This is a genomic window from Thalassotalea sp. HSM 43, from assembly GCF_004752005.1.
Lineage (GTDB): Bacteria > Pseudomonadota > Gammaproteobacteria > Enterobacterales > Alteromonadaceae > Thalassotalea_A.
Genome location: NZ_CP038493.1, coordinates 2040795 through 2060965, shown reverse-complemented (window position 1 = coordinate 2060965; position 20171 = coordinate 2040795). Strand labels below are relative to the sequence as shown.

The 20171-nt window shown below is 43.8% G+C and carries 12 protein-coding genes; 4 read left to right on the top strand and 8 right to left on the bottom strand.

The genetic code is table 11. The features are described from left to right. Positions 1-448: 448 nt before the first annotated feature. The 4 genes from E2K93_RS08785 to E2K93_RS08770 form a co-directional block, all read right to left on the bottom strand. The gene (locus tag E2K93_RS08785; RefSeq protein ID WP_135438738.1) at positions 449-4540 is read right to left on the bottom strand and encodes a ThuA domain-containing protein; all 4092 of its coding nucleotides are present in this window, start codon (positions 4538-4540) and stop codon (positions 449-451) included. A 169-nt stretch (positions 4541-4709) separates the two neighbouring features. After that, positions 4710-7784 (bottom strand): TonB-dependent receptor, encoded by a 3075-nt coding sequence (locus tag E2K93_RS08780; RefSeq protein WP_135438737.1) that lies wholly within the window; start codon positions 7782-7784, stop codon positions 4710-4712. A 90-nt stretch (positions 7785-7874) separates the two neighbouring features. After that, positions 7875-10349, bottom strand: coding sequence for a carbohydrate-binding protein (locus E2K93_RS08775; RefSeq protein WP_189637731.1), 2475 nt, complete (start codon positions 10347-10349; stop codon positions 7875-7877). Positions 10350-10785: 436 nt separating this feature from the next. Continuing rightward, the gene (locus tag E2K93_RS08770) at positions 10786-12105 is read right to left on the bottom strand and encodes a winged helix-turn-helix domain-containing protein (protein ID WP_135438735.1); all 1320 of its coding nucleotides are present in this window, start codon (positions 12103-12105) and stop codon (positions 10786-10788) included. 236 nt (positions 12106-12341) lie between these two features. Between E2K93_RS08770 and E2K93_RS08765 the strand changes: the two genes are divergently transcribed. Further along, positions 12342-13640, top strand: coding sequence for a S41 family peptidase (locus E2K93_RS08765; RefSeq protein ID WP_189637730.1), 1299 nt, complete (start codon positions 12342-12344; stop codon positions 13638-13640). An 87-nt stretch (positions 13641-13727) separates the two neighbouring features. On the opposite strand, the gene E2K93_RS08760 is transcribed toward E2K93_RS08765, so the two are convergent. The 3 genes from E2K93_RS08760 to E2K93_RS08750 are packed head-to-tail and all read right to left on the bottom strand — an operon-like array spanning position 13728 to position 15967. After that, positions 13728-14918 carry an NAD(P)/FAD-dependent oxidoreductase gene (locus E2K93_RS08760; RefSeq protein WP_416316095.1) on the bottom strand — a complete coding sequence of 397 codons (1191 nt, stop codon included), beginning with the start codon at positions 14916-14918 and terminating at the stop codon, positions 13728-13730. Between the two features lie 7 nt (positions 14919-14925). Continuing rightward, positions 14926-15456 carry a non-heme ferritin gene (ftnA, locus tag E2K93_RS08755; RefSeq protein ID WP_135438733.1) on the bottom strand — a complete coding sequence of 177 codons (531 nt, stop codon included), beginning with the start codon at positions 15454-15456 and terminating at the stop codon, positions 14926-14928. Positions 15457-15493: 37 nt separating this feature from the next. Next, positions 15494-15967: a peroxiredoxin gene (locus E2K93_RS08750; RefSeq protein ID WP_135438732.1), complete on the bottom strand. Its 474-nt coding sequence runs from the start codon at positions 15965-15967 to the stop codon at positions 15494-15496. Positions 15968-16091: 124 nt separating this feature from the next. On the opposite strand from E2K93_RS08750, the gene E2K93_RS08745 reads away from it, so the two are divergent. Beyond that, positions 16092-16565, top strand: coding sequence for an NYN domain-containing protein (locus E2K93_RS08745; protein ID WP_135438731.1), 474 nt, complete (start codon positions 16092-16094; stop codon positions 16563-16565). Positions 16566-16781: 216 nt separating this feature from the next. Here E2K93_RS08745 and E2K93_RS08740 read toward each other — a convergent pair whose 3' ends face one another. Continuing rightward, positions 16782-17684, bottom strand: coding sequence for a hydrogen peroxide-inducible genes activator (locus tag E2K93_RS08740; protein WP_135438730.1), 903 nt, complete (start codon positions 17682-17684; stop codon positions 16782-16784). 213 nt (positions 17685-17897) lie between these two features. Here E2K93_RS08740 and ahpC point away from each other — a divergent pair, with 213 nt between their 5' ends. Next, positions 17898-18461 carry an alkyl hydroperoxide reductase subunit C gene (ahpC, locus tag E2K93_RS08735; protein WP_228445236.1) on the top strand — a complete coding sequence of 188 codons (564 nt, stop codon included), beginning with the start codon at positions 17898-17900 and terminating at the stop codon, positions 18459-18461. Between the two features lie 123 nt (positions 18462-18584). Continuing rightward, positions 18585-20144, top strand: coding sequence for an alkyl hydroperoxide reductase subunit F (gene ahpF, locus E2K93_RS08730; RefSeq protein WP_135438728.1), 1560 nt, complete (start codon positions 18585-18587; stop codon positions 20142-20144). The last annotated feature ends 27 nt before the right edge of the window (positions 20145-20171 follow it).

Below are 20171 nucleotides of genomic sequence, written 5' to 3'. Positions count from 1 at the left end.
AAACCTTAGGTCAAGTTTATTGACTGATATAAGCCAAAATTGCCAACCTGTGTTTCTCTTTAAATTCGAAAATATCGCTGATAATGCAATGTCACCTAAATCCTATTGAGCCGTCGTCCTGATAACGTATTCGAACCAAGATTTTCTGACATTTCGATAGTTTGACTAAAAACACATAACCTGAACTTCGCTACAAACCTTATAAAACAACGGATAGGCGCAATTCCCCTGAGTTCATTATGGATAAGATAAAAAGAGTAAAAATCGATATAAATTGACGTCAAAGACTGACATTGATGGGGTAAATGAGGCGTATAAATATTACCAAGCAAGGTAAATGAACAACAGGCATAACACAAAACTGAACAGCCTGACAAAGGCAACCAAATCAAGGAACCAAGTCAGGCTGTTTTTAACGCCCTTGCAGCGTGTTTGTGCTGCAAGAGATTTACTCTAAGCTGTTTATCCAGCGCTCTAACACTGCCATGTATTCACTGTCTTCTAATAACCGTCCTAAAGGCGGCATACGGTCACTTGCGTTGGAACTTTTATCACGAATATACATAATTGAATTATTGATATTGCCAGGGTCTACAACCTTTGGGTCGACCAAGCCATAATCAGCAAAATAATCGCGTTGGTTTGCTAACTCACCATCAATAACACCTTGGTCCGCCAATGGTGTTTCGTATCGTCCATCCCATAAAGCGGCAATGCCTTGTGGCCCATGGCAAGATGCGCAGTTAATATCCCAATATGATCTCACTCTGTGGGTTAACGTTTTGCTTTCATCACTGATGTGGGCATGGGCGGGAAAGGCAGAAATGTCAGCCTCATCAAGCGCCGTTGAAAAGAGACCAAGATGATTAAGCGTGCGCAATTGGTTATCACTGATATCTGAAGGGTACTGATAATCACTATTAAGCGATGCGGTTTTTACACCCAATACATTCTCGGCATCATCATTGTGACAATTAAGACAGTCGCTAGGGCTTGGATACATCCAAGTTTGCGTCCAATCGCCATCGCTCGAACGGATGGTAAATTGTTGTGAGCTGCCGCTAGTTAGCAGGTCCGCATCTGAATTATCTTCTCGCCATTGGTAGGTAACACCATAGACCTTTTGCTGTTCGCCAATAACCAACAAGCGAGTCTCCAAGCGACGCACTGCGCTTGCATCCTGCTCGTGTGTTGGCAACGCAAAATGTTTAACAAACACAGTGCCTGCTGGCCATTGCCACTTGCCTTGCTGTTGCCACTGCACTTTTTCACCTGATGGCACAGCAACCCAACGTTGCTTTAGCGCTCGATCAGACCAAAGTGGCGCAATAGGCGCGAAAGCAATCAAACTGCTGCTTGGCGTTAAGTTGGCCACGTCACTAAAGGCACCTGTTTGCGACAGCAATGCTGGCACATTGCTTAAATCATCTGCAGCACGTTTTGGCATGTCCAAATACGCCTTAGCATTAGGTCGACACGCTATGGCGTAGCTGAAATCTGGATTACATACTTCCGCCTTATTAATGATAAAGGTTTCGCTTGAATCGACAGACTCTCGATTGGCAATAAGCGCACCGGTTGCACCATCTTCGACAGCAACAAACAGCCCGTTAATAGCCGCTTTTAATGCAAACGAACCATCGTCATTTTCAACCAAGGTAAACCATTCGTGTTCACTAACCGACGTGGCGCTCGCTGCAAGACGGCCATCAGGCAATACGGTGACATAATTGCCTGTTGCTGATGATTGCAAGGCAACAAAGCCATTGCCAGCATCAACCAAAATAAAGGTTTCTGCTTCGGCGGCTGTCTCTTGTGTTGCGCTTAGTTGGCCATCGACGTTAGTGACATATTGGCCGTTTACCGCGGCAATAAAGGTAATCGCATCGCCAGCAACAAAACGACTGACGGGGATGACTTTAATGCCACTGACCATAGGGTTTTCGATGACCGGATCAAATTGTAAATCAAGGCTACCATCACTCACTGTGACGGTGGAAACCACTAGATAGGCACTGGCGGCGCCGACGGTGGCAAAGACATCCAGCTGCGAGATAATTTGGCTATTCTCGGCATCAACATTAAACACCCGTAAGCCGGCATTGTTAAAATAGGTTTCTGCAAATTCTAGCGTTAGCTGATAGTCACCATTATCAATTGGCAAATGATATGAAAAGCCACCTTCTTGCCAATGGTGAGACTGGTAAATGCGATCATTATCGGTACCCGAAATCGCTAAAGACGAGCCACTACCGTGACCGCCACTAAAAAAATCATCGGCTTGATAAAAGGTACCATCGGCAGCATTGACCGCTGCGCCACCGGCATTTATGGCATAGGTGTTTTCGGCACTGTCTGTGTTACCAGCATTATTAGGTGTGTATTTCACTTCCACCAACAAGCCGGCATCATTAGGCTTACCGCAGCAATTTCCGCCAAATGAAATTAAATACAATCGATTATTATGCGGTGAAATGACACCATCGATGATGCCAGCCATTACGGAAGTATCAAGCCAGCGTCGTAACGTTGGCTCACTTTGTTCAACGGACGCTTCAAACATCTCATCATTATTAAAGTTCCAATAGATAAGACGACCATCGAAATAACTCGGTAATTTATACTCATCTTCAACACTGTTATCCCAACGATAAACACCTGCCACCATCAAGGCACGATGGCTCATGGTGACCCAAGCGGGTTTGGCATTAGGTAAGCTGCTGGCACCCGTATTGTTAGGTGAGTCATTAATAACATTACTGGCATCAAATGCGGCACCACTTACCGATGTGGCAAAATCATAATCTCGATAGGCTTCGTTGTTACCAGAAAAATAGGGCCAGCCAAAGTTGCCGGCACTGTCGGTAATGTTTAACTCATCATAACCCGCAGGACCACGGCTTGCATTAGAGCCACCGGCATCAGGGCCTATTTCACCCCAAAGTAAATTGTCGTTGCTCGGATCAATGGCGATACGAAACGGATTGCGATGCCCCATGGTGTATATTTCCGCTCGATGCTGCTCATCTTGGGCGAATAAATTCCCTGCGGGAATGGTGTAGCCGTCAGCGGTAGGCTTAATACGTAATATTTTACCGCGCAAATCGTTGCTGTTAGATGAAGACTTCTGCGCATCCCAAGCGCTGCGACCAGGGCGTTCATCAATAGGGGTATAACCGTCTGACGCAAAGGGGTTGGTATTATCACCCACGGCAATATATAAATTACCCTCGCTATCAAAGTCCATCGATCCTGCAACATGGCAACACTCATCAATTTGCACAGCAAAGCTCAACAAAACCTGCTCGGCAGCTAAATCTAAGGTGTTATCGGTTTTTATGGGGATGCGAGACACATTATGCTGAGCCAAGCTGGTATCGGTGTAGTGAAAGTAGCCAAAACGATTGCTGCTAAAATCAGGGTCGAGGGCGAAACCAATCAAGCCGCCTTCATGGGAAGCATTAACATTAAGTACGGATTTTTCTGCCAATTCACCATCTTCCATGGCATAAAACTGACCTTCACGACCAATGATATAAATATCGCCAGCGGCTGAGATATCCAACTCCATCGGTTGGTTGATAGAGCTGGCCAATACGGTATTGGTAAAGTCGGCATCGCTTGGCGCCGCCCCATTCCATACCGGCGTACCAGCAGCTAATTGCCCTGCCCACATCATAGCGCCTGCGATATGGTCGATAAAATCTTGCTGTTGATAGGTTTGCTGAGTATGACCTAAGCCAGTGTAAAATGATCGGCCTTCGCCTACCTGATGATACCAAGCAATAGGATGGTCATCACCCATGGCACCATTACCTGGCTCATAGCTGGTCTCATCGAGAGCCATCAATACATTTACATTCGCTCTTGGGTTTTGCTGAAAGTTATACCACTCATCGGTATGGGTCCAGTTTTCAGCAAGATGCGCTGTCGCCGGATGTTGATCATCTTCAATGTTTACAGTGGCTGATTGTACATGCGGATGGGCACTAAAATAGGCACCAACCAAATCGCCATACCAAGACCAAGAGTATTCAGTATCACTGGCGGCATGAATACCTAAGTAACCACCGCCCGATTCAACAAAGTCCTGAAAAGCTTGTTGCTGGTCACTGTTCAATACATCACCAGTGGTATTAAGCCATATAACCAGCGAATAGTCCGTTAAATTGCTGCTATTAAAATCATTACTGTCTTCGCTGAAAGTGATTTGCCAACCCATATTATCGGCGATATTGGTCAACATAGTTTGCCCAGCAGATATCGAATCATGTCGATAGCCAGCGGTTTTGCTAAACACCAATATCGGTTTATCTGCCTTGGCATCAGGTTCTGGTTGCGGGTCTGAATCGTCATCAGAGTCGTCTCCATCACCAGAGCCATCGCCTGAGCCATCGTCAGAATTATCACCTGAATCATCCGGGTCGGGTTGCGGATTGACGATCGGATCTGTGTCGTCGCTACCACCCCCTCCACCACAGGCACTTATCATCAAAATTGATAATGAAAAAAGCAGATACTTTAATAGTGACTTCATCATGTTAATGTCTTCTTATTGTTAACAACCTGCCATGCATTAATTTTTGCATGAATATCAATAATATATACAACTTGAGCAAGTGTCTAAAAAACCACCACTTAGTTAAGCTATATAAATGACAAAGCCGCTGACAATAGCGGCTTTGTTATTATGTGCTTAGGTAATGTGCTTAGAACACATAGCGTGCACCAAAGTTATAGCGAGTATGACCCACCGAGTACTCTCGTACTTGATACTTCGAACGACCATGAATTCGCTGGTCTTCTTCGGTCAAGTTAATGCCTTCAACAAATACCGAAAAGTGTTCATTGATATCGTAACTGATGTTGGCATCCCACTGATAATACTCTTCAACAAAGCGCGGATCGCGACCTGCAGATTGCAAGTAATCATCACGCCAGTTATAAGCAACACGCACTTGGAAGCCGTATTTCTCATAGAACGCGACCAAGTTAGCGGTATCACTCATACCAGGCACAACCCATTGGTCTTCGTTTTTGTTGATATCGTACTCAAGATCACCTTCAACAATGGTGAAGTTCGCTTGTACACCAAAACCGGTGTCACCAAAGGTGTGTTGTATCGCAATTTCCCAACCATCTACTGTGGTTTCGTTTTGGTTAATTGGAATATTCACATCGAACGTCGCCACAGGATCGGTAGGTAAGCCGGTTACCACAACTTCAATTTCATCACCTTCGCCGGTCACTTCAACATTCGCTTCATCAGCAAAGTGTTCAGCAAAATAGGCGTTCACATCTTCAGGTGTATATTCAAAGAATGGGTCGCCACCGGTTATATCCTCGATAGCTTGATTGTAAAGGTCGCCTTCAATCGGCGTCGTTAAGTTGCCAAATAATGGCTGATCTTCAAATGTTTTCGTAACAATGAAGTTCTCCACATCTTTGGTCCAGTAACCTACCGACATATAACTCGCTTCATCGAAGTACCACTCAAATGAAAAGTCTAAGTTAGTAGATTCCATTGGCAAGAGTTGTGGGTTACCACGACGACCACCGCCACCACCTGAACCAAACCAATCGACAAACAAGGCACCCTTAATGTCGTTATACGTTGGGCGACTGATTGTTTGGCTATAAGAGGCTCGGATTATGACATTTTCAACAACTTCATAATCAATATCGATGCTAGGTAACCACATATCGTAGTCACCTTTGATTTCAGAGAAACCTTGAACTGAGCTGCCATCTGCATTGGTTTGCTTATAAAGGTCAAAACCGTTGCTAAATACACTCCATTCAATGCGATCGTATAATGGTACTAACGCTTTTGAGTGAACTTCGGTATCTTCATAGCGAATACCGACGAAGATATTAAGCGGCATCTCAAACAGTTCCATTTCATAATGGCCCTGTATGTAGAAAGAGTTTGATTCTTCGCTCGTTGTTTCATCAACATCAAAATTATAAGTTGGACAGAAGTTGGTCAAACATGGACCGCCATTTCCTTCAACACTGCCGTGGTAACCGGATTTTAATAGCTGCTCACCACGTTCAATAAGCGCATCAAAATCCCATGTAACATAATCGGTGGTCATGCGCGGATCGTTACTGCCTTCAATGCCATCAAAAACGCCATCGATTGATTCGATGCTGAGTAAGTCGGCAATATCACCGGGTTCACCTAAACCACTCCAAGCATTTCGCGGTACCCAAGCGGTACGACCGGCGTTGTCCACTTCGACACGAGCGGCACCAATTTCAATGGTTAAGCCATTATCAAATACGTATTCACCGCTAATTTGCAGTTGTTCTACGTCCATTTGGTTATCAATAGAGCCAAAGCCACTACCTGATAACTGCATGTCATTTACGTCCAGTTCATCGACGCGGATAATTTGGTTATTAGAATTACGTTCACCTAATTCAATATCCAGAATCGGCATACCATCGGCACTAAAATAACCATCGGTGGTGATTCGGTTAAGTGACGCTACCGCTACAAAACCACTTGAACCATATTTACTGTTTGGCTTTTGTTCACCACGAGAATCATGGTAATCAGCGATAACCTTTAGACTATCGTTAGGTGTCCATTCGAAATTAACACCTAAAGAGTTGTTTTCATCAACGGTCGCAAAGCGGCCTACACCTTGAATTCGATCGACGGCACAGCCAACCACAGAATAACGCGTTGGAGAGTATATATTGCCTTCTTTGACCCATTCCGATTCACGGGTACTACAAGAGGGCTCAAACCAAGCTGATAAATCTTTATGTTCCGTGTCGATTTCGTTTTCAGCATAGGTATAGTCAATGGTTGCTACCAAGCTATCAATAGGTTTCCATTGCATGGTTAATTGAGCATTAACACGCTCACGATGAAAGTCATCCAAGTTGTATTGAATGTTGGTTGGCACGGCATAAATACCGTCTACGGTTTCGGTCGGGAAGCCGATAGCTTTTGGATCACCAACAAATATCGTACCCCACTCATTATCTGGGTGTGGTTCACCAAATTCCAATTCATAGGCTTCAACTTCAGCTTGGCTGACGAAGTTACGACTCATAAAGTCTTGCGTGGTTGCTGATTGCCAGCCACCGTCACGCTCTTGATAACTAAATGACAGACCAATACCGAAAGTATCATCGGCAAAGGTATCACTAAATAACGCCGCAAACTCTGGCGTTACATCGTTACCTTCTCGTGTACCTTTATCGTGCACACCTTTTGCGCTAAAAGCCGCTTGTAAGCCTGGTCTTTGCAATGGTTTGCTGGTGACAACATTGACCACCGCACCAATACCACCGGTCGGAACATTGGCTCGACCTGATTTGTATACTTCAACCGCAGAAATACCTTCAGATGCGATATTACTGAAGTCGAATGAACGGCCACCTGTGGTCGGCATTTGACGACCATTAAAGGTCACCAAGTTGAAATCTGGACCAAAACCACGAACGGTAATCTCTGAACCTTCACCGCGATCCCTTTCGATAGCAATACCGGTAATACGTTGCAATGATTCCGCTAAGTTGGTGTCAGGGAATTTACCGATATCTTCAGCGGATATACCGTCTACAATACCTTTTGCTTCCCTTTTTAAATCCATTGAGCGTAAGAAGACACCTTTGATACCAGTGACTTCAATGACTTCCATTTGCTCCGCTTCATCATATTCTTGTTCGTTGTCAGAGGTTGCGTCTTGAGCATAAGCACTGGTCGCTAGAACCGTCGCGATACTCATCGCCAGAGCACTTTGCTTAAATTTTTTATTATACATAATCGTTAACCCTAAATATGCGAGTTACCTCCTAGGTCGTCGGCCCACCGCTACTACAAAACGATGAACCGACATAGGAGATACTGGTGCTTAGTTTGTTATTTTTATCCAGTTGAGATTGATTGCGCCGCCAACAAAATCAAGGCGTAGAGTTTGCTCTCCAGCAACCAAATCTACCGCTGCAGTTTGAGATACCCAGTTTTGCCAGCCGCCGGTATCGGCAACTTCTTGTGTATCTACTACAACACCACCAATTGAGGTTTCAAAGCCATCGCTACCACCCTGACTGGCTAGTCGATATGTAATAAAATAGGTACCGTCAGCTGGGATATTTACCGTGTACTCCAAGAAGTCACCGCCATCAATCCAACCAACATTTTGTCCGCCGCCTTCGTCTGCCGTATCTTCGGTAGCAACGTCACCCGCAGCTTGCCAATTTTCAGCTTCAACTAAGATCTCAAATGGTGGCGCGAATAGCTCAAACCAGTTGATGTTGATAGCACCGCCGACAAAGTCGAATCGAGCAATATGCTCGCCTGCAGTCAAATCAAATTCAGCAGACGATTGAGTTGCCCAGTTTTGCCAGCCACCGGTATCGGCAACTTCTTGTGTATCAACCACAACGCCATCAATTGAGAATTCAAAACCGTCGCTACCACCTTGGCTGGCAAGACGATAATCAACATAGTAAGTACCATCACCAGGCGCGGTTATGGTGTATTCAAGGAAATCGCCAGCATCAATCCAGCCAACGTTTTGACCACCGTCCTCATCTTGAGTATCTTCGGTCGCGACATCACCCGCGGCATCCCAATTTTCAGCTTCGTAGCGAATACCTGCTGGGCCCGTAGATTCAACTTCTTGTTCTGCTAGAGGCGCTTGGAAACAACTTTCGTTTGAAACACAGCTAACTTGAACGTTATCAAGTTGGAAATGTACTCCACCGTGAAATTCAATAACGAGTAAGGCACCAATATTAGCGGTGTCTAATGGCAGAGGGTCACCTTCACCAACACCAGGGATCCAAGTTAACCAGTCTGGCGCAAGAAAGGGGCTCGCGACAAAGTCACTTACTGGGATTTCATAGGTTACCCAGGTATCAAGCGCTAAGTCGGCAACATTCCAGACAAACATGCCCATATAAGGCCAGCCTGTCTCCATGCGAATATCTAGGGTTTCGGTCGTGGTATTGGCGCTATCGATGTATAAATCAAAGCTCAATACTGCATTGTGACCAACCAATTCAACACCTGGTGTCAGAATTCCGATATTGGCATCACCTTCAGGATGGCTAACATCAATAACAAGATTGTGCTCGCCTTCTGTTTCAACCATCTCGATTGTCGGCGAGTTAAAGTTACCAATTGATAATTCAGTAACAACGTCGGTGTGGTGCCATGTAAGCGCTTCTAGGTCTGATACTTTGACGTCTTTTTTATCATAGAAACCGTCATTAAAAATCTCGGTTACAACCGTTTCAACAGACTCAATTCGATCGGACGCTGCTTTGCTGATTGCCGATTTAACATTAGACGCACAGTTTTCAACACTGGCTTCTACGCTTGGGTCACAAGACCAAACCTTGACGTAATCAACCAGCAATTGCGCATCGCTTTCAGCGGCTGCATCAAGTTTTAAAACAACCTGAAGTTCTTGGTTGAAAGGACCGTCGTTGTCAACGACAACATCATCACCGGCCATATTGTATGCCCAGGTGTTTAATGGATTAACCGTGTGAACGTGAACGCCATTGATGTACCAACGAATTTGGCTCTCGTCCCATTCGATGGCGTAATTTTGAAAATCTTCTTTGGCAGCAGAAACACTGTCACCGTTAAACTCAACACCGCTGGTTAAGCCAAGACCATAATGAGCACCGGCGATAAAGCCGTTGCCGTGACTCTTCAATGCCGTTAATGCATTGTAGCCATCATACATATCATTGATTGGCATTAAGCCGAATACCGCCATGACATCAGTGCCTTCTGGTACCATGATGCTGGCTTCAACACGACCAGATGAAATACCGGCAATGGTTTTAAGTGACGACGGCATATCTTGTTGCGCTGCTATTGCTAGCTGACCATCAGCCATGCTGGTGTTTTCACCTGCCCAAACACTGTCATTTAATGCTTCACCATCAAATTCATCTGCCCAAACCAAATTCCAGCCATACTCAGCTAGCGTTTCAAAATCACTCTCAATAAGGAAAGTAAGCTGGGCGCTATCGGTTTCGCCAGTGCCTTCTTGAGTTACCGTATAGGTAATGCTGTCTTCACCACTAAAATCAGGATTTGCTGTATAAACAAATGTACCGTCACTGTTAAATTCCAGGACACCATTTGCCATCGCCGCACCTTCTGGCACGGCAAAGCTAAGTCCGTCACCTAGATCGTTCCTGCTGACATCCCCTGTTACCGGATCGCCATCTTCTTTACCCTCAAAGATGTCGCCCACAGCAAACAATGTGCGTTCGACATTATCATCTGCATCCCCATCTCCACATGCCGTAAGAGACAACAAAGCTGTCACCGACAATGTGAGAAAAATTTGGTTTTTTCTCATTGTAAACCCCATGTTTTACATTACTGGTATTGTTTTCTGAAATTCATCTCTGCGAGGCAAGTTGCGCTGACAGAGGTCTCCAGTTTTAGTTATTTACACTTCATTGGTTGGCATCAAATTAGCAAAAAGAAGTGCATGAGAAAGTTTTTATAACAGCAGTACAATGATGTCGTCCGATTGAACGATTCGAACAAAAAAACAGACAAAAGTGAAAGTTCGAGTAAGTGAAATTATCACGAACATCAGGCGAGTAAAGGGCTTGATAGATTTTTGTAATAATCAGCAAATATTAACAATAGATAAAAAAAGTTGATCTAAATAACATCTGCGTGCCGACAAAACAGCTAAAAATTGCGAGATGATTGTAACTTTTAAGCCTATTTTATTGCCAAGTGACTCAACAATAAGGCAGCTATTTCAGCTAAAAAAAGAGTAATTACGATGTCGGTGGGCAAACAGGCTTGCCGATGTGCTCGACAAATTTTTCACACATTCGCTTGGCTTCTTGCTGTCTATTTGATGCGTTTAGTAAGCTAACTAAACCGAGTGATGCGCGCTCATTATAAGGGGCAAAATTCAATACTCGTCGATACCACGCCTCGGCATCTTGTGGCTGTGCCAGTTGTTGGTATTTATCACCAATTAAGGCGCCTAAATCCGCATGCCAAGGCTGTATTTGCGCAGATTGTGTAGAGTATACTCGCTCCATCGTTGCGTACGCTTGTTGATAGTAATCTATTGCACGCGCTAACTGATTTTCAATTTCGTATATCTCAGCAATATTAATTTGTGCTTGCCAATTATCCGAGTCCAACTCGATTGCCCGCATGTAGTTTTGTTTTGCTTTAGCAAATTCACCTTGCGCAGAATAGACGAAGCCAAGCGCTTTATAGGCTCGTGGCAATTTATCCGCCAGCTCTACTGACTTATTGGCTAAATACAATGCTCGCTCTAAGGTCGATATTGCCTGCTCTGTGTTGGTTTTATGTTGTTGTAGAGCAAGACGTAACGATGTGGTTTCGGTGGCTGAATCTGACCATCGAATCACTTGTTGCACCAAGGCATTGGCCAGTCCAGCATGGGCTTTGGCAGACTCTGGATTAAGGGTAAGCACCCGCTGATATAACGCCATTGCCGTCACATTGCCTTGGCGGGTCATTTGCGAGTATACGTTATCGGCTTGTTCGCTTAACTTATCCACTTCCGTTAACGAAGCGTTAGCTGTTGAATCTGAACCTTGGCTAACCTGATCGGTGCTTTGCCAGACAAACATAATAATCGCCAACAGCAATGCCGTTACAATGAGCAATGTGTTTTTAGTCGACGATAAGGTCGCTTTGTTTGCATAAGACAGGTTCGTTTGATTGGTTGGATTAGCTTGATTTGTTTGTGCCAAGACTTTTTCATTGTGCCAACTGATCTCTTTTGCGATCAGTCGATAGCCTCTTTTGGGAACCGTTTCAACGATGCTTGGCTGCTTAGCGTTATCATTAAGCGCTTTACGTAAACGGGAAACGCATCGGGTTAAGGCATCATCGGTAACCACTTGATTAGGCCATATCTTTTCCACCAACTGTTGTTTGCTAATGACCTGATTCGAATGATGAGCTAATTCAAGAAGCAGCATGGTCGATTTCGGTTCTAGACGAGCTACGGCCTGATCATTAGAGTCACTATCTTCACTCTTATAGTAAAATACATCACCTGACTCAATCGCAATAAGCCATTGATTTAATTTAATATAAGAACTATTCATCTATGTTACCGATTTTCCATGACATATAGATTCGTCAGAGTTTTGTCAGCAAAGTTGGCTGATTTTGTCAGGACAAATGCACACTGTTAGGTAATAATTGAATGCAATAATAAAGCATTACAAATTGAATCACCATGCACAGCTTATCACGACAGCTAATCGTTCTAACGATATTATTTATATCGATATTTTGCACTCAAGCTACAGCAACGAGTGAAGGCTTTTCACGAGCTGTTGTGCTCGACGATTTATCGGCACTGAGAGATTCCATCCGCGCAACGCATTATGACCCGTTTGCCTATACCTCGGAGGCAACCTTTGAGGCTCGATATCAACAATTAGCGCAATCCATAGTAAAGCCGAATTATAGCTTGCTAGAGACCGTCAATTTATATCAATCGTTGATTAGCACCATCAAAAATGGTCATTCCGAACTTGATTTTCCGGTGCAGCCTTACCTGCAGTATGCTGAAAACGGTGGCACTATTTTCCCTTTAGAAATCGCCTTTGAACATGATAAGCCTTTGGTGCGAAAAAATTACTCTAGCGATCAGAGCATCGAGATTGGTGCCCAAATCAAATCCATTAACGGCGTTGCATTTGCAGATATCCTAGAACAAATTTATCCGCTGATTTCGGCAGAACGACGTTACTTCAAAAATTCCAAACTAGAACTGTTTTCTTTTCCGCGTTATTTTTGGCGCGCATTTGGTGAAACGAAACATTATGTTGTCGAGTTAGAGAGCAACGGCGTCATAACAAGCCATCGCTTTGATGCCGTAGATGTATTTAGCGGCTTTGAATCAATAAGAGAAGAAATCATTGGTTCGAACAGGTATTTAAAATTTTTCGATGATAGCGCCTATCTTTATATTGCCAACTTTTCTGGGGACGAAGCTGAGTTTAAGCAATTTATCGATTCGTCATTTGCCAAGATAAAACAAAAAAACATCGCAAACCTTATTATTGATTTAAGAAACAATGCTGGTGGTAATGATTCGCACAGTGATTACCTAGTGTCTTATCTCGCCGACAAACCGTTTAAATGGCATGCCAATTTTCATCTTAAAACCAGTAAATTGTTGAAGCAAGACACGCGAAAAAATAGGGATCTTACAAATCCCTATTGGCAAGCAATAATGGCCCATGAGGATGGCAGCCGCTTTGAATATGTTGTAGATAGCTATCAACCTCAAAGCGAACAAAAACGATTCACAGGTCAAGCCTACGTATTGATTAATCGCCAATCGCATTCACAAGCAGCGGTTACTGCGGCGCAGATTCAAGATTATGGTTGGGCAACATTGGTCGGTGAGGAAACAGGTGATTATCCAAGTTTGTATGCTTCTCAGTTCCACTATACGTTGCCTAAAACGGGCATTTTCGTGAAAATATCAAAAGGATTTATCGTTCGAGTAAATGGTAGCAGTAAACAACAAGGCGTCATTGCCGATATTGTCATAAAAGACCATTTACTTGATGACAATGATGAGATTCTCGATACCTTGCTAAAGAAAATTTCCGCTTCGAAATAACTCGAACAAACGATTAATTGTAATATCGCGCGTCATTAAGGCCTGTCAGGCAGGCCTTAATATGCTTAATTAGCAAGCTGCGAACGACTAAACCACTTGTCCAGCGGCCCAGCCTGAGCTCCACGACCATTGAAAGTTATAACCGCCTAACCAACCGGTCACATCGGTCACTTCACCGATAAAATACAGACCAGAGACTTTTTTTGACTCCATGGTTTTGCTCGAAAGCTCATCGGTATCCACGCCGCCCAATGTAACCTCAGCGGTGCGATAACCTTCGGTACCATTGGGTTTGATTTTCCAGTCATGAAAATAATCATGCAGGCTTTGACAATCGCTATTGGATAATTGATTTAGGTTTTTCTCAGGCAATTCGCCAGCTTGATATAAGCGTTCGATAAAGCGCTTCGGTAGCATATGTGAAAGCGCGGTTTTTAAGGCTCGCTGAGGCGCTTCTTGGCGCAAGGATTGCAACTTATCATAGACCTTTTCATCGGGCAGTAAGTTAATACTCACCCACTCACCAGCCTTCCAAAATGAGGATATCTGTAAAATAGCTGGCCCTGACAAGCCGCGATGAGTAAATAAAATATTTTCCCGAAAGACAACGCCACTTTCACTGCTAACAACGCTGTCGACACTGATACCAGACAAGCCATCAAAGCGCTGTTTATCCTGATCATGCAAAGTAAAAGGCACCAAGGCTGCGCAGGTTGGTAACACCGTTAAGCCAAACTGTTCGGCCAGCTTATAGCCGATTGGTGTGGCGCCCAGTTTAGGCATGGTTAAACCGCCGGATGCGACCACTAACGATTGGCAGTGATAATCCTTGCCCGAGGTGGTGACGATAAAACCATCGTCGACTTTGGCCACTTTGACCACTTCCGACTGCATTTTAACCTGTACGCCGGCCCAGCCGCATTCGGTCATCAGCATCTCGACAATGTCGTGAGCACTGTTGTCGCAAAACAATTGGCCTAAGGTTTTGTGATGATATTCGACACCATGGCGTTCCACCATGTCGATAAAGTCATACTGGGTATAGCGGCTTAATGCCGATTTAACAAAGTGTGGATTTTGACAAAGATAGTTATCGGGGTTGGCGTTTTGATTGGTGAAATTACATCGACCACCGCCACTGATAATGATTTTTCGACCGGGCTTTTTGCCCATATCGACTACCGCGACACTGCGGCCACGGTAACCGGCGTTGAGAGCACACATTAGCCCCGCCGCGCCGGCACCGATCACAAGTACATCTAAATGTTGCAAAGACATCTATTAATTATGCACCGTCTGCTGGTACTTCAACGGAAGTTGGACCGTTTTTCGCCATCTCAGCTAGGTCTTTGTCGACGAAGAACAGTGCATGACCGTCCGCGCCAACCAATTCAATTTTATCGATGATCGACTTGAATAAGGTTTCTTCTTCGTGTTGCTCAGCCACAAACCACTGTAAGAAGTTAAACGTAGAATAGTCTTGAGTGGTAAACGCGGTATGCGCAAGGGCGTTAATACGTTCAGTAATCAAACACTCGTGCTCATAGGTTTCTTTAAAGACATCAACTAACGAGCCAAATTCATGTGGTGGCGCTTCAATTGCACCTAAAATTGGCATTGCACCTGTTTCACTCACGTAGTTAAACAAGCGGTTCATGTGTTGCATTTCTTCAATTGCGTGCTTGCGCATAAACGCAGCAGCGCCTTCGAAACCGGCGTCTTCACACCAAGCACTCATTTGTAGGTACAGGTTAGAAGAATAAAATTCCATATTGATTTGCTCATTGAGCTGTTCAATCATAGGTTGCTTTAACATAATACGTCTCTATGTTTATCTGATTTGAAATTAGCGTTTAAAGGTTAGCAAGTACGTTTTCTGCGGTACTTACTTCAAATTGTTTTGGTTGTTCTACAAACAACTGACTGACGATACCATCTTTGATCACCATGGCATAACGTTGTGAACGAACACCACCAAAGCCACCTGTTTCCATACTAAGACCAAGCGCTTTATGGTAGCTACCATCACCATCGGCTAGCATCATGAGGTTTTCAGCATTAGCTGATTTACCCCATGCATCCATCACAAAAGCATCGTTAACCGCAACACAAACTACACGATCAACGCCTTTAGCGGTGAATTCGTCGAAGTTAACCACAAAACCCGGCAAATGTGCTGCCGAACAGGTTGGTGTAAAGGCGCCAGGTACAGCAAAAACGACACTGGTCCCTTTGGCAAATAATTCGCTCGCTTGATGAACTTGCATACCATCGCTGGTAAGTTGCTGTAATTCGCCGGCAGGTACTGCTTTGTTAACTTCTATCATGATGTTCACTTTTGTTCTGGTTAAGTTATTGAATCTGATTATAAAGCCTTGCTTAACATTTGTCTGAATTTTTACATTTTTTCCCGTAGACTTAGACCATTCATTGTTTAGAGAAAACCTCGTTATGCCTAGCGCAGCTATTTTTGTGGATGTTCAGAATATTTACTATACGTGCCGACAAGCGTTTGGGCGCAGTTTCGATTACAACAAACTATGGGCTTACATTGCTGCAAGCCACCAAATAGACCATGCCTATGCTTACGCCATTGACGCCGGCAATGAAAAACAACAGCAATTCCAAAATATCCTACGTGCCATCGGCTTTACTGTGAAGCTAAAGCCGTTTATTCAACGTAATGACGGCAGCGCCAAAGGCGATTGGGATGTTGGCATCACCATTGATGCCTTAGAGCACGGCAGCGATGTCGATAAAGTGTATTTGCTCTCTGGCGATGGTGATTTTGATCTATTGGTCAACAAATTAAGGCAAAAATATAAATGTCAGGTTGAGGTAATCGGCGTTGAGCAACTTACCGCAAACTCGTTGTTAATTGCCTGCGATCGTTTCACCCCTATCAATAATGAGTTACTGCTTTAGTCTGAGCAATTAACGCTGCTGACACAGTTGATCGCCATAATAATTGTCTTGATAGTTGCACTGACACGCATGCTTTGACGGTTTGCTAATGAGTTGTTTTACCACATTGATTAGATTTCTCATGGTTTGCTCCATATGAGATGTTATAGGTTGTCACCATTAAACCGAATCGTTGCTCCTTGATACAGCGATTAAAACTGATGTTGATGTTCGATTTTATCTATCGTGCTTTTTCAACTCTTGATTAAACAGTTTTTGCAGCAAGGTGATATCGTTTACTCGCACATAGTTCGGACGCAACACTAGGGCGATTGAGCGATGTGGACCGGGTTCATTTAAGTGTACGGCCTGTAACTCTGATTGTGAGCTAACCAACTGATCTAAAGCCATTTTTGGCACAAGTGTGGTACCTAATTTACCAGCAACCATCTGAATTAAGGTGTACAAGCTGGTGGAATCAAAGTCTGTATGTTGATTTTTAGGCTGCAGTTGGCAGGCAGCTAAGGCATGATCTTTTAGGCAATGACCATCTTTAAGTAACAATAGTTTATCAATCTCTAGGTCTTTACTGCTGATTTCTTGCAGTGATGCGTTGTACTGATCACGATGACTAACCCAATAAAAATCCTCTTGCCAAAATTCAAAACTCAACAAGCCATCAATGTTATAAGGCAGCGCTAAAATAGCCACATCAAGTTCACCGTTACGCACCTTTTCAACGAGAACATGGGATTGCTCTTCAACAATTTTAAGCGGCAGTTCTGGGTATTGTCGGCGCACTTCAGGCAATACTTTGGGCAGTAAATACGGACCAATGGTCGGGATAACCCCTATGGTTAGTGGCGCAGATAACGGCGCGTTATTGACATGCGCAAACTGTAACAGCTCATCGACTTCTAAATTAATAAATCGAGCTTTGTCTAAAATCTGCTTACCGAGATTGGTCACTAATACTTGTTTATTATTACGCTCAAATATTTGCAGGTTTAACTGTTTTTCAAGTTCATTGATTGCCGTACTTAACGCCGATTGCGAGACATTACATAACTCGGCGGCTTTTTTAAAATGTAGGGTCTTCTCGACCGCTAATGCATAACGAAGTTGCTTAAGAGAGATCATGGCAATGTGCACGCTGTTAATTAATACCTGTGAATAGCGATACTATAAAGCAATACTTGGCTTTTGTAATTCAATTTTATAGAACATAAAAATCAATTCAATCAATTATACTAATCAAACCTCGCATCGTACTATAGCCACATCGAAACGCAGACAGCTGCGAACAACACACAGTTAATCACATATTAATTTTAAAAATAGAGGTAAATCATCATGGCTAAGATCGGTCAAACTATTCCAGAATTCAAAGCACAAGCATTCCACAATGGCGAGTTCACAGAAGTAACTTCAGATTCTGTAAAAGGTAAATGGAGCATCTTCTTGTTCTACCCTGCTGACTTCACATTTGTATGTCCGACAGAACTAGAAGACATGGCAAACCACTACGCAGAATTGCAAGAGCTAGGCGTTGAAGTGTATGCCGTATCGACCGATACCCATTTCTCACACAAAGCATGGCACGATTCTTCAGAAGCGATTGGCAAAATCAAATTCCCAATGTTAGGTGACCAAACAGGCCATATTACTCGCGGTTTTGATGTGATGATTGAAGAAGACCACATGGCACATCGCGGTACTTTCCTAGTTGACCCAGACGGTGTTATTCAAGTCGCTCATATTCACGCCGGTGGTATTGGTCGCAGTGCAAAAGACATGGTTCGTAATGTAAAAGCAGCACAATATGTTCGCGAAAATGACGGTGAAGTATGTCCAGCCGCATGGGAAAAAGGCGAACAAACCTTAACACCAAGCCTTGATCTTGTCGGCAAGATCTAACGCTTAACACGACTTACTCATTTACTTCCTTCGTTCGGCGGGCATTAGCAAATTCAATTGCCTAATTGACCCGCCATTTTTTTTGCACTGAGTTCATAACCAAACTAACAAAAAGGTATTCGTATGTTATCTCCAGATATTCTCAACACATTAAAAACTTACACTGCCAACATGAAAAACCCTGTGACATTGGTATTGCAAACCGGTGCGCATCAAAAACGCGACGAATTACATGAGTTTTTAAGCAAGCTTTGTTCGATTTCCGACAACTTGATTTTACAACAGGCGGATATCAATTTACGCAGTCCAATTTCATTTGCACTGCAAGTCGATGGCAAGCCTAATGGCATTATTTTTTCTGGCATTCCCGGCGGTCACGAATTTAACTCACTAATTTTGGCGATTCTGCAGTCATCAGGTTCACCAATCAAGCTAGATGACACCTTAACCGGCTTACTCAAAAACATTAATGAACCATTGCATTTTGAAGTGTTCGTCAGCCTAAGCTGTCATAACTGTCCGGATGTAGTGCAATCTTTGAATCAATTTGCGCTGATTAATGACAACATTAACAGTGAGATGATTGATGGTGGTTTATACGAACAATTAATCGCTGAACGCAATATTCAAGGTGTGCCAAGCGTTTACCTTAACGGCGAGTTATTTGCTAACGGTAAAATCGATACCGCACAGCTTATCGACAAGCTACTTAAACGCTATCCACACATTGCAAAAACTAGTCAAACTGAACAACTGCCAACGCAAGATGTTACCGTCATTGGCGGTGGCCCAGCGGGTGTTGCCTCTGCGATTTATGCCGCCCGCAAAGGCTTAAAGGTAACCATGATTGCCGATCGCATTGGCGGTCAAGTAAAAGACACGGTCGACATAGAAAACCTGATTTCGGTAAATAAAACCACAGGCACTCAACTGACCAATAACATGCAACAGCATATGAGTGATTATGACATCACCTTAAAAGAACATGTGCGCGTCGACAATATCGACAAAGGTGGCGACGATAAGTTGAAAACCTTGCACTTGTCATCCGGCGAAATCATTACCAGTAAAACCATTATTGTTGCCACAGGTGCCAAATGGCGTGAACTTGGCGTGCCAGGCGAGAAAGAGAATGTGGGTTCAGGTGTGGCTTATTGCCCACACTGTGATGGGCCTTTTTTCAAAGGCAAAGACGTCGCTGTTGTCGGTGGTGGTAACTCAGGTATCGAAGCCGCATTAGATTTAGCTGGTATGGTAAATAAGGTAACGGTATTTGAGTTTATGGATGAATTTAAGGCTGACCAAGTGCTGCTCGATAAAGCCAGAGCAAACGATAAAATCACGTTGATCAATAATGCCGAAACCAAGCAAATTATTGCCACTGATGGCAAAGTCAGCGCGATTGAATATACCGATCGTAGCAGTAATCAAACCCATCAAGTTGAACTAGCCGGTGTGTTCGTACAAATCGGTTTGCTGCCAAACAGCCAATTTCTGCAAAACGTGGTTGAAAGCACCCGTTTTGGCGAAGTGATTATTGATGAAAAGTGTCACACCACAGAGCCTGGCATTTTCGCCGCGGGTGACGTGACAACAGTACCTTACAAGCAAATTGTTGTTGCCATGGGCGAAGGTTCTAAAGCTGCATTATCGGCCTTTGACTACCTAATAAAAGAGTTTTAATCCGCTATTAACCGATAGCCAATTATG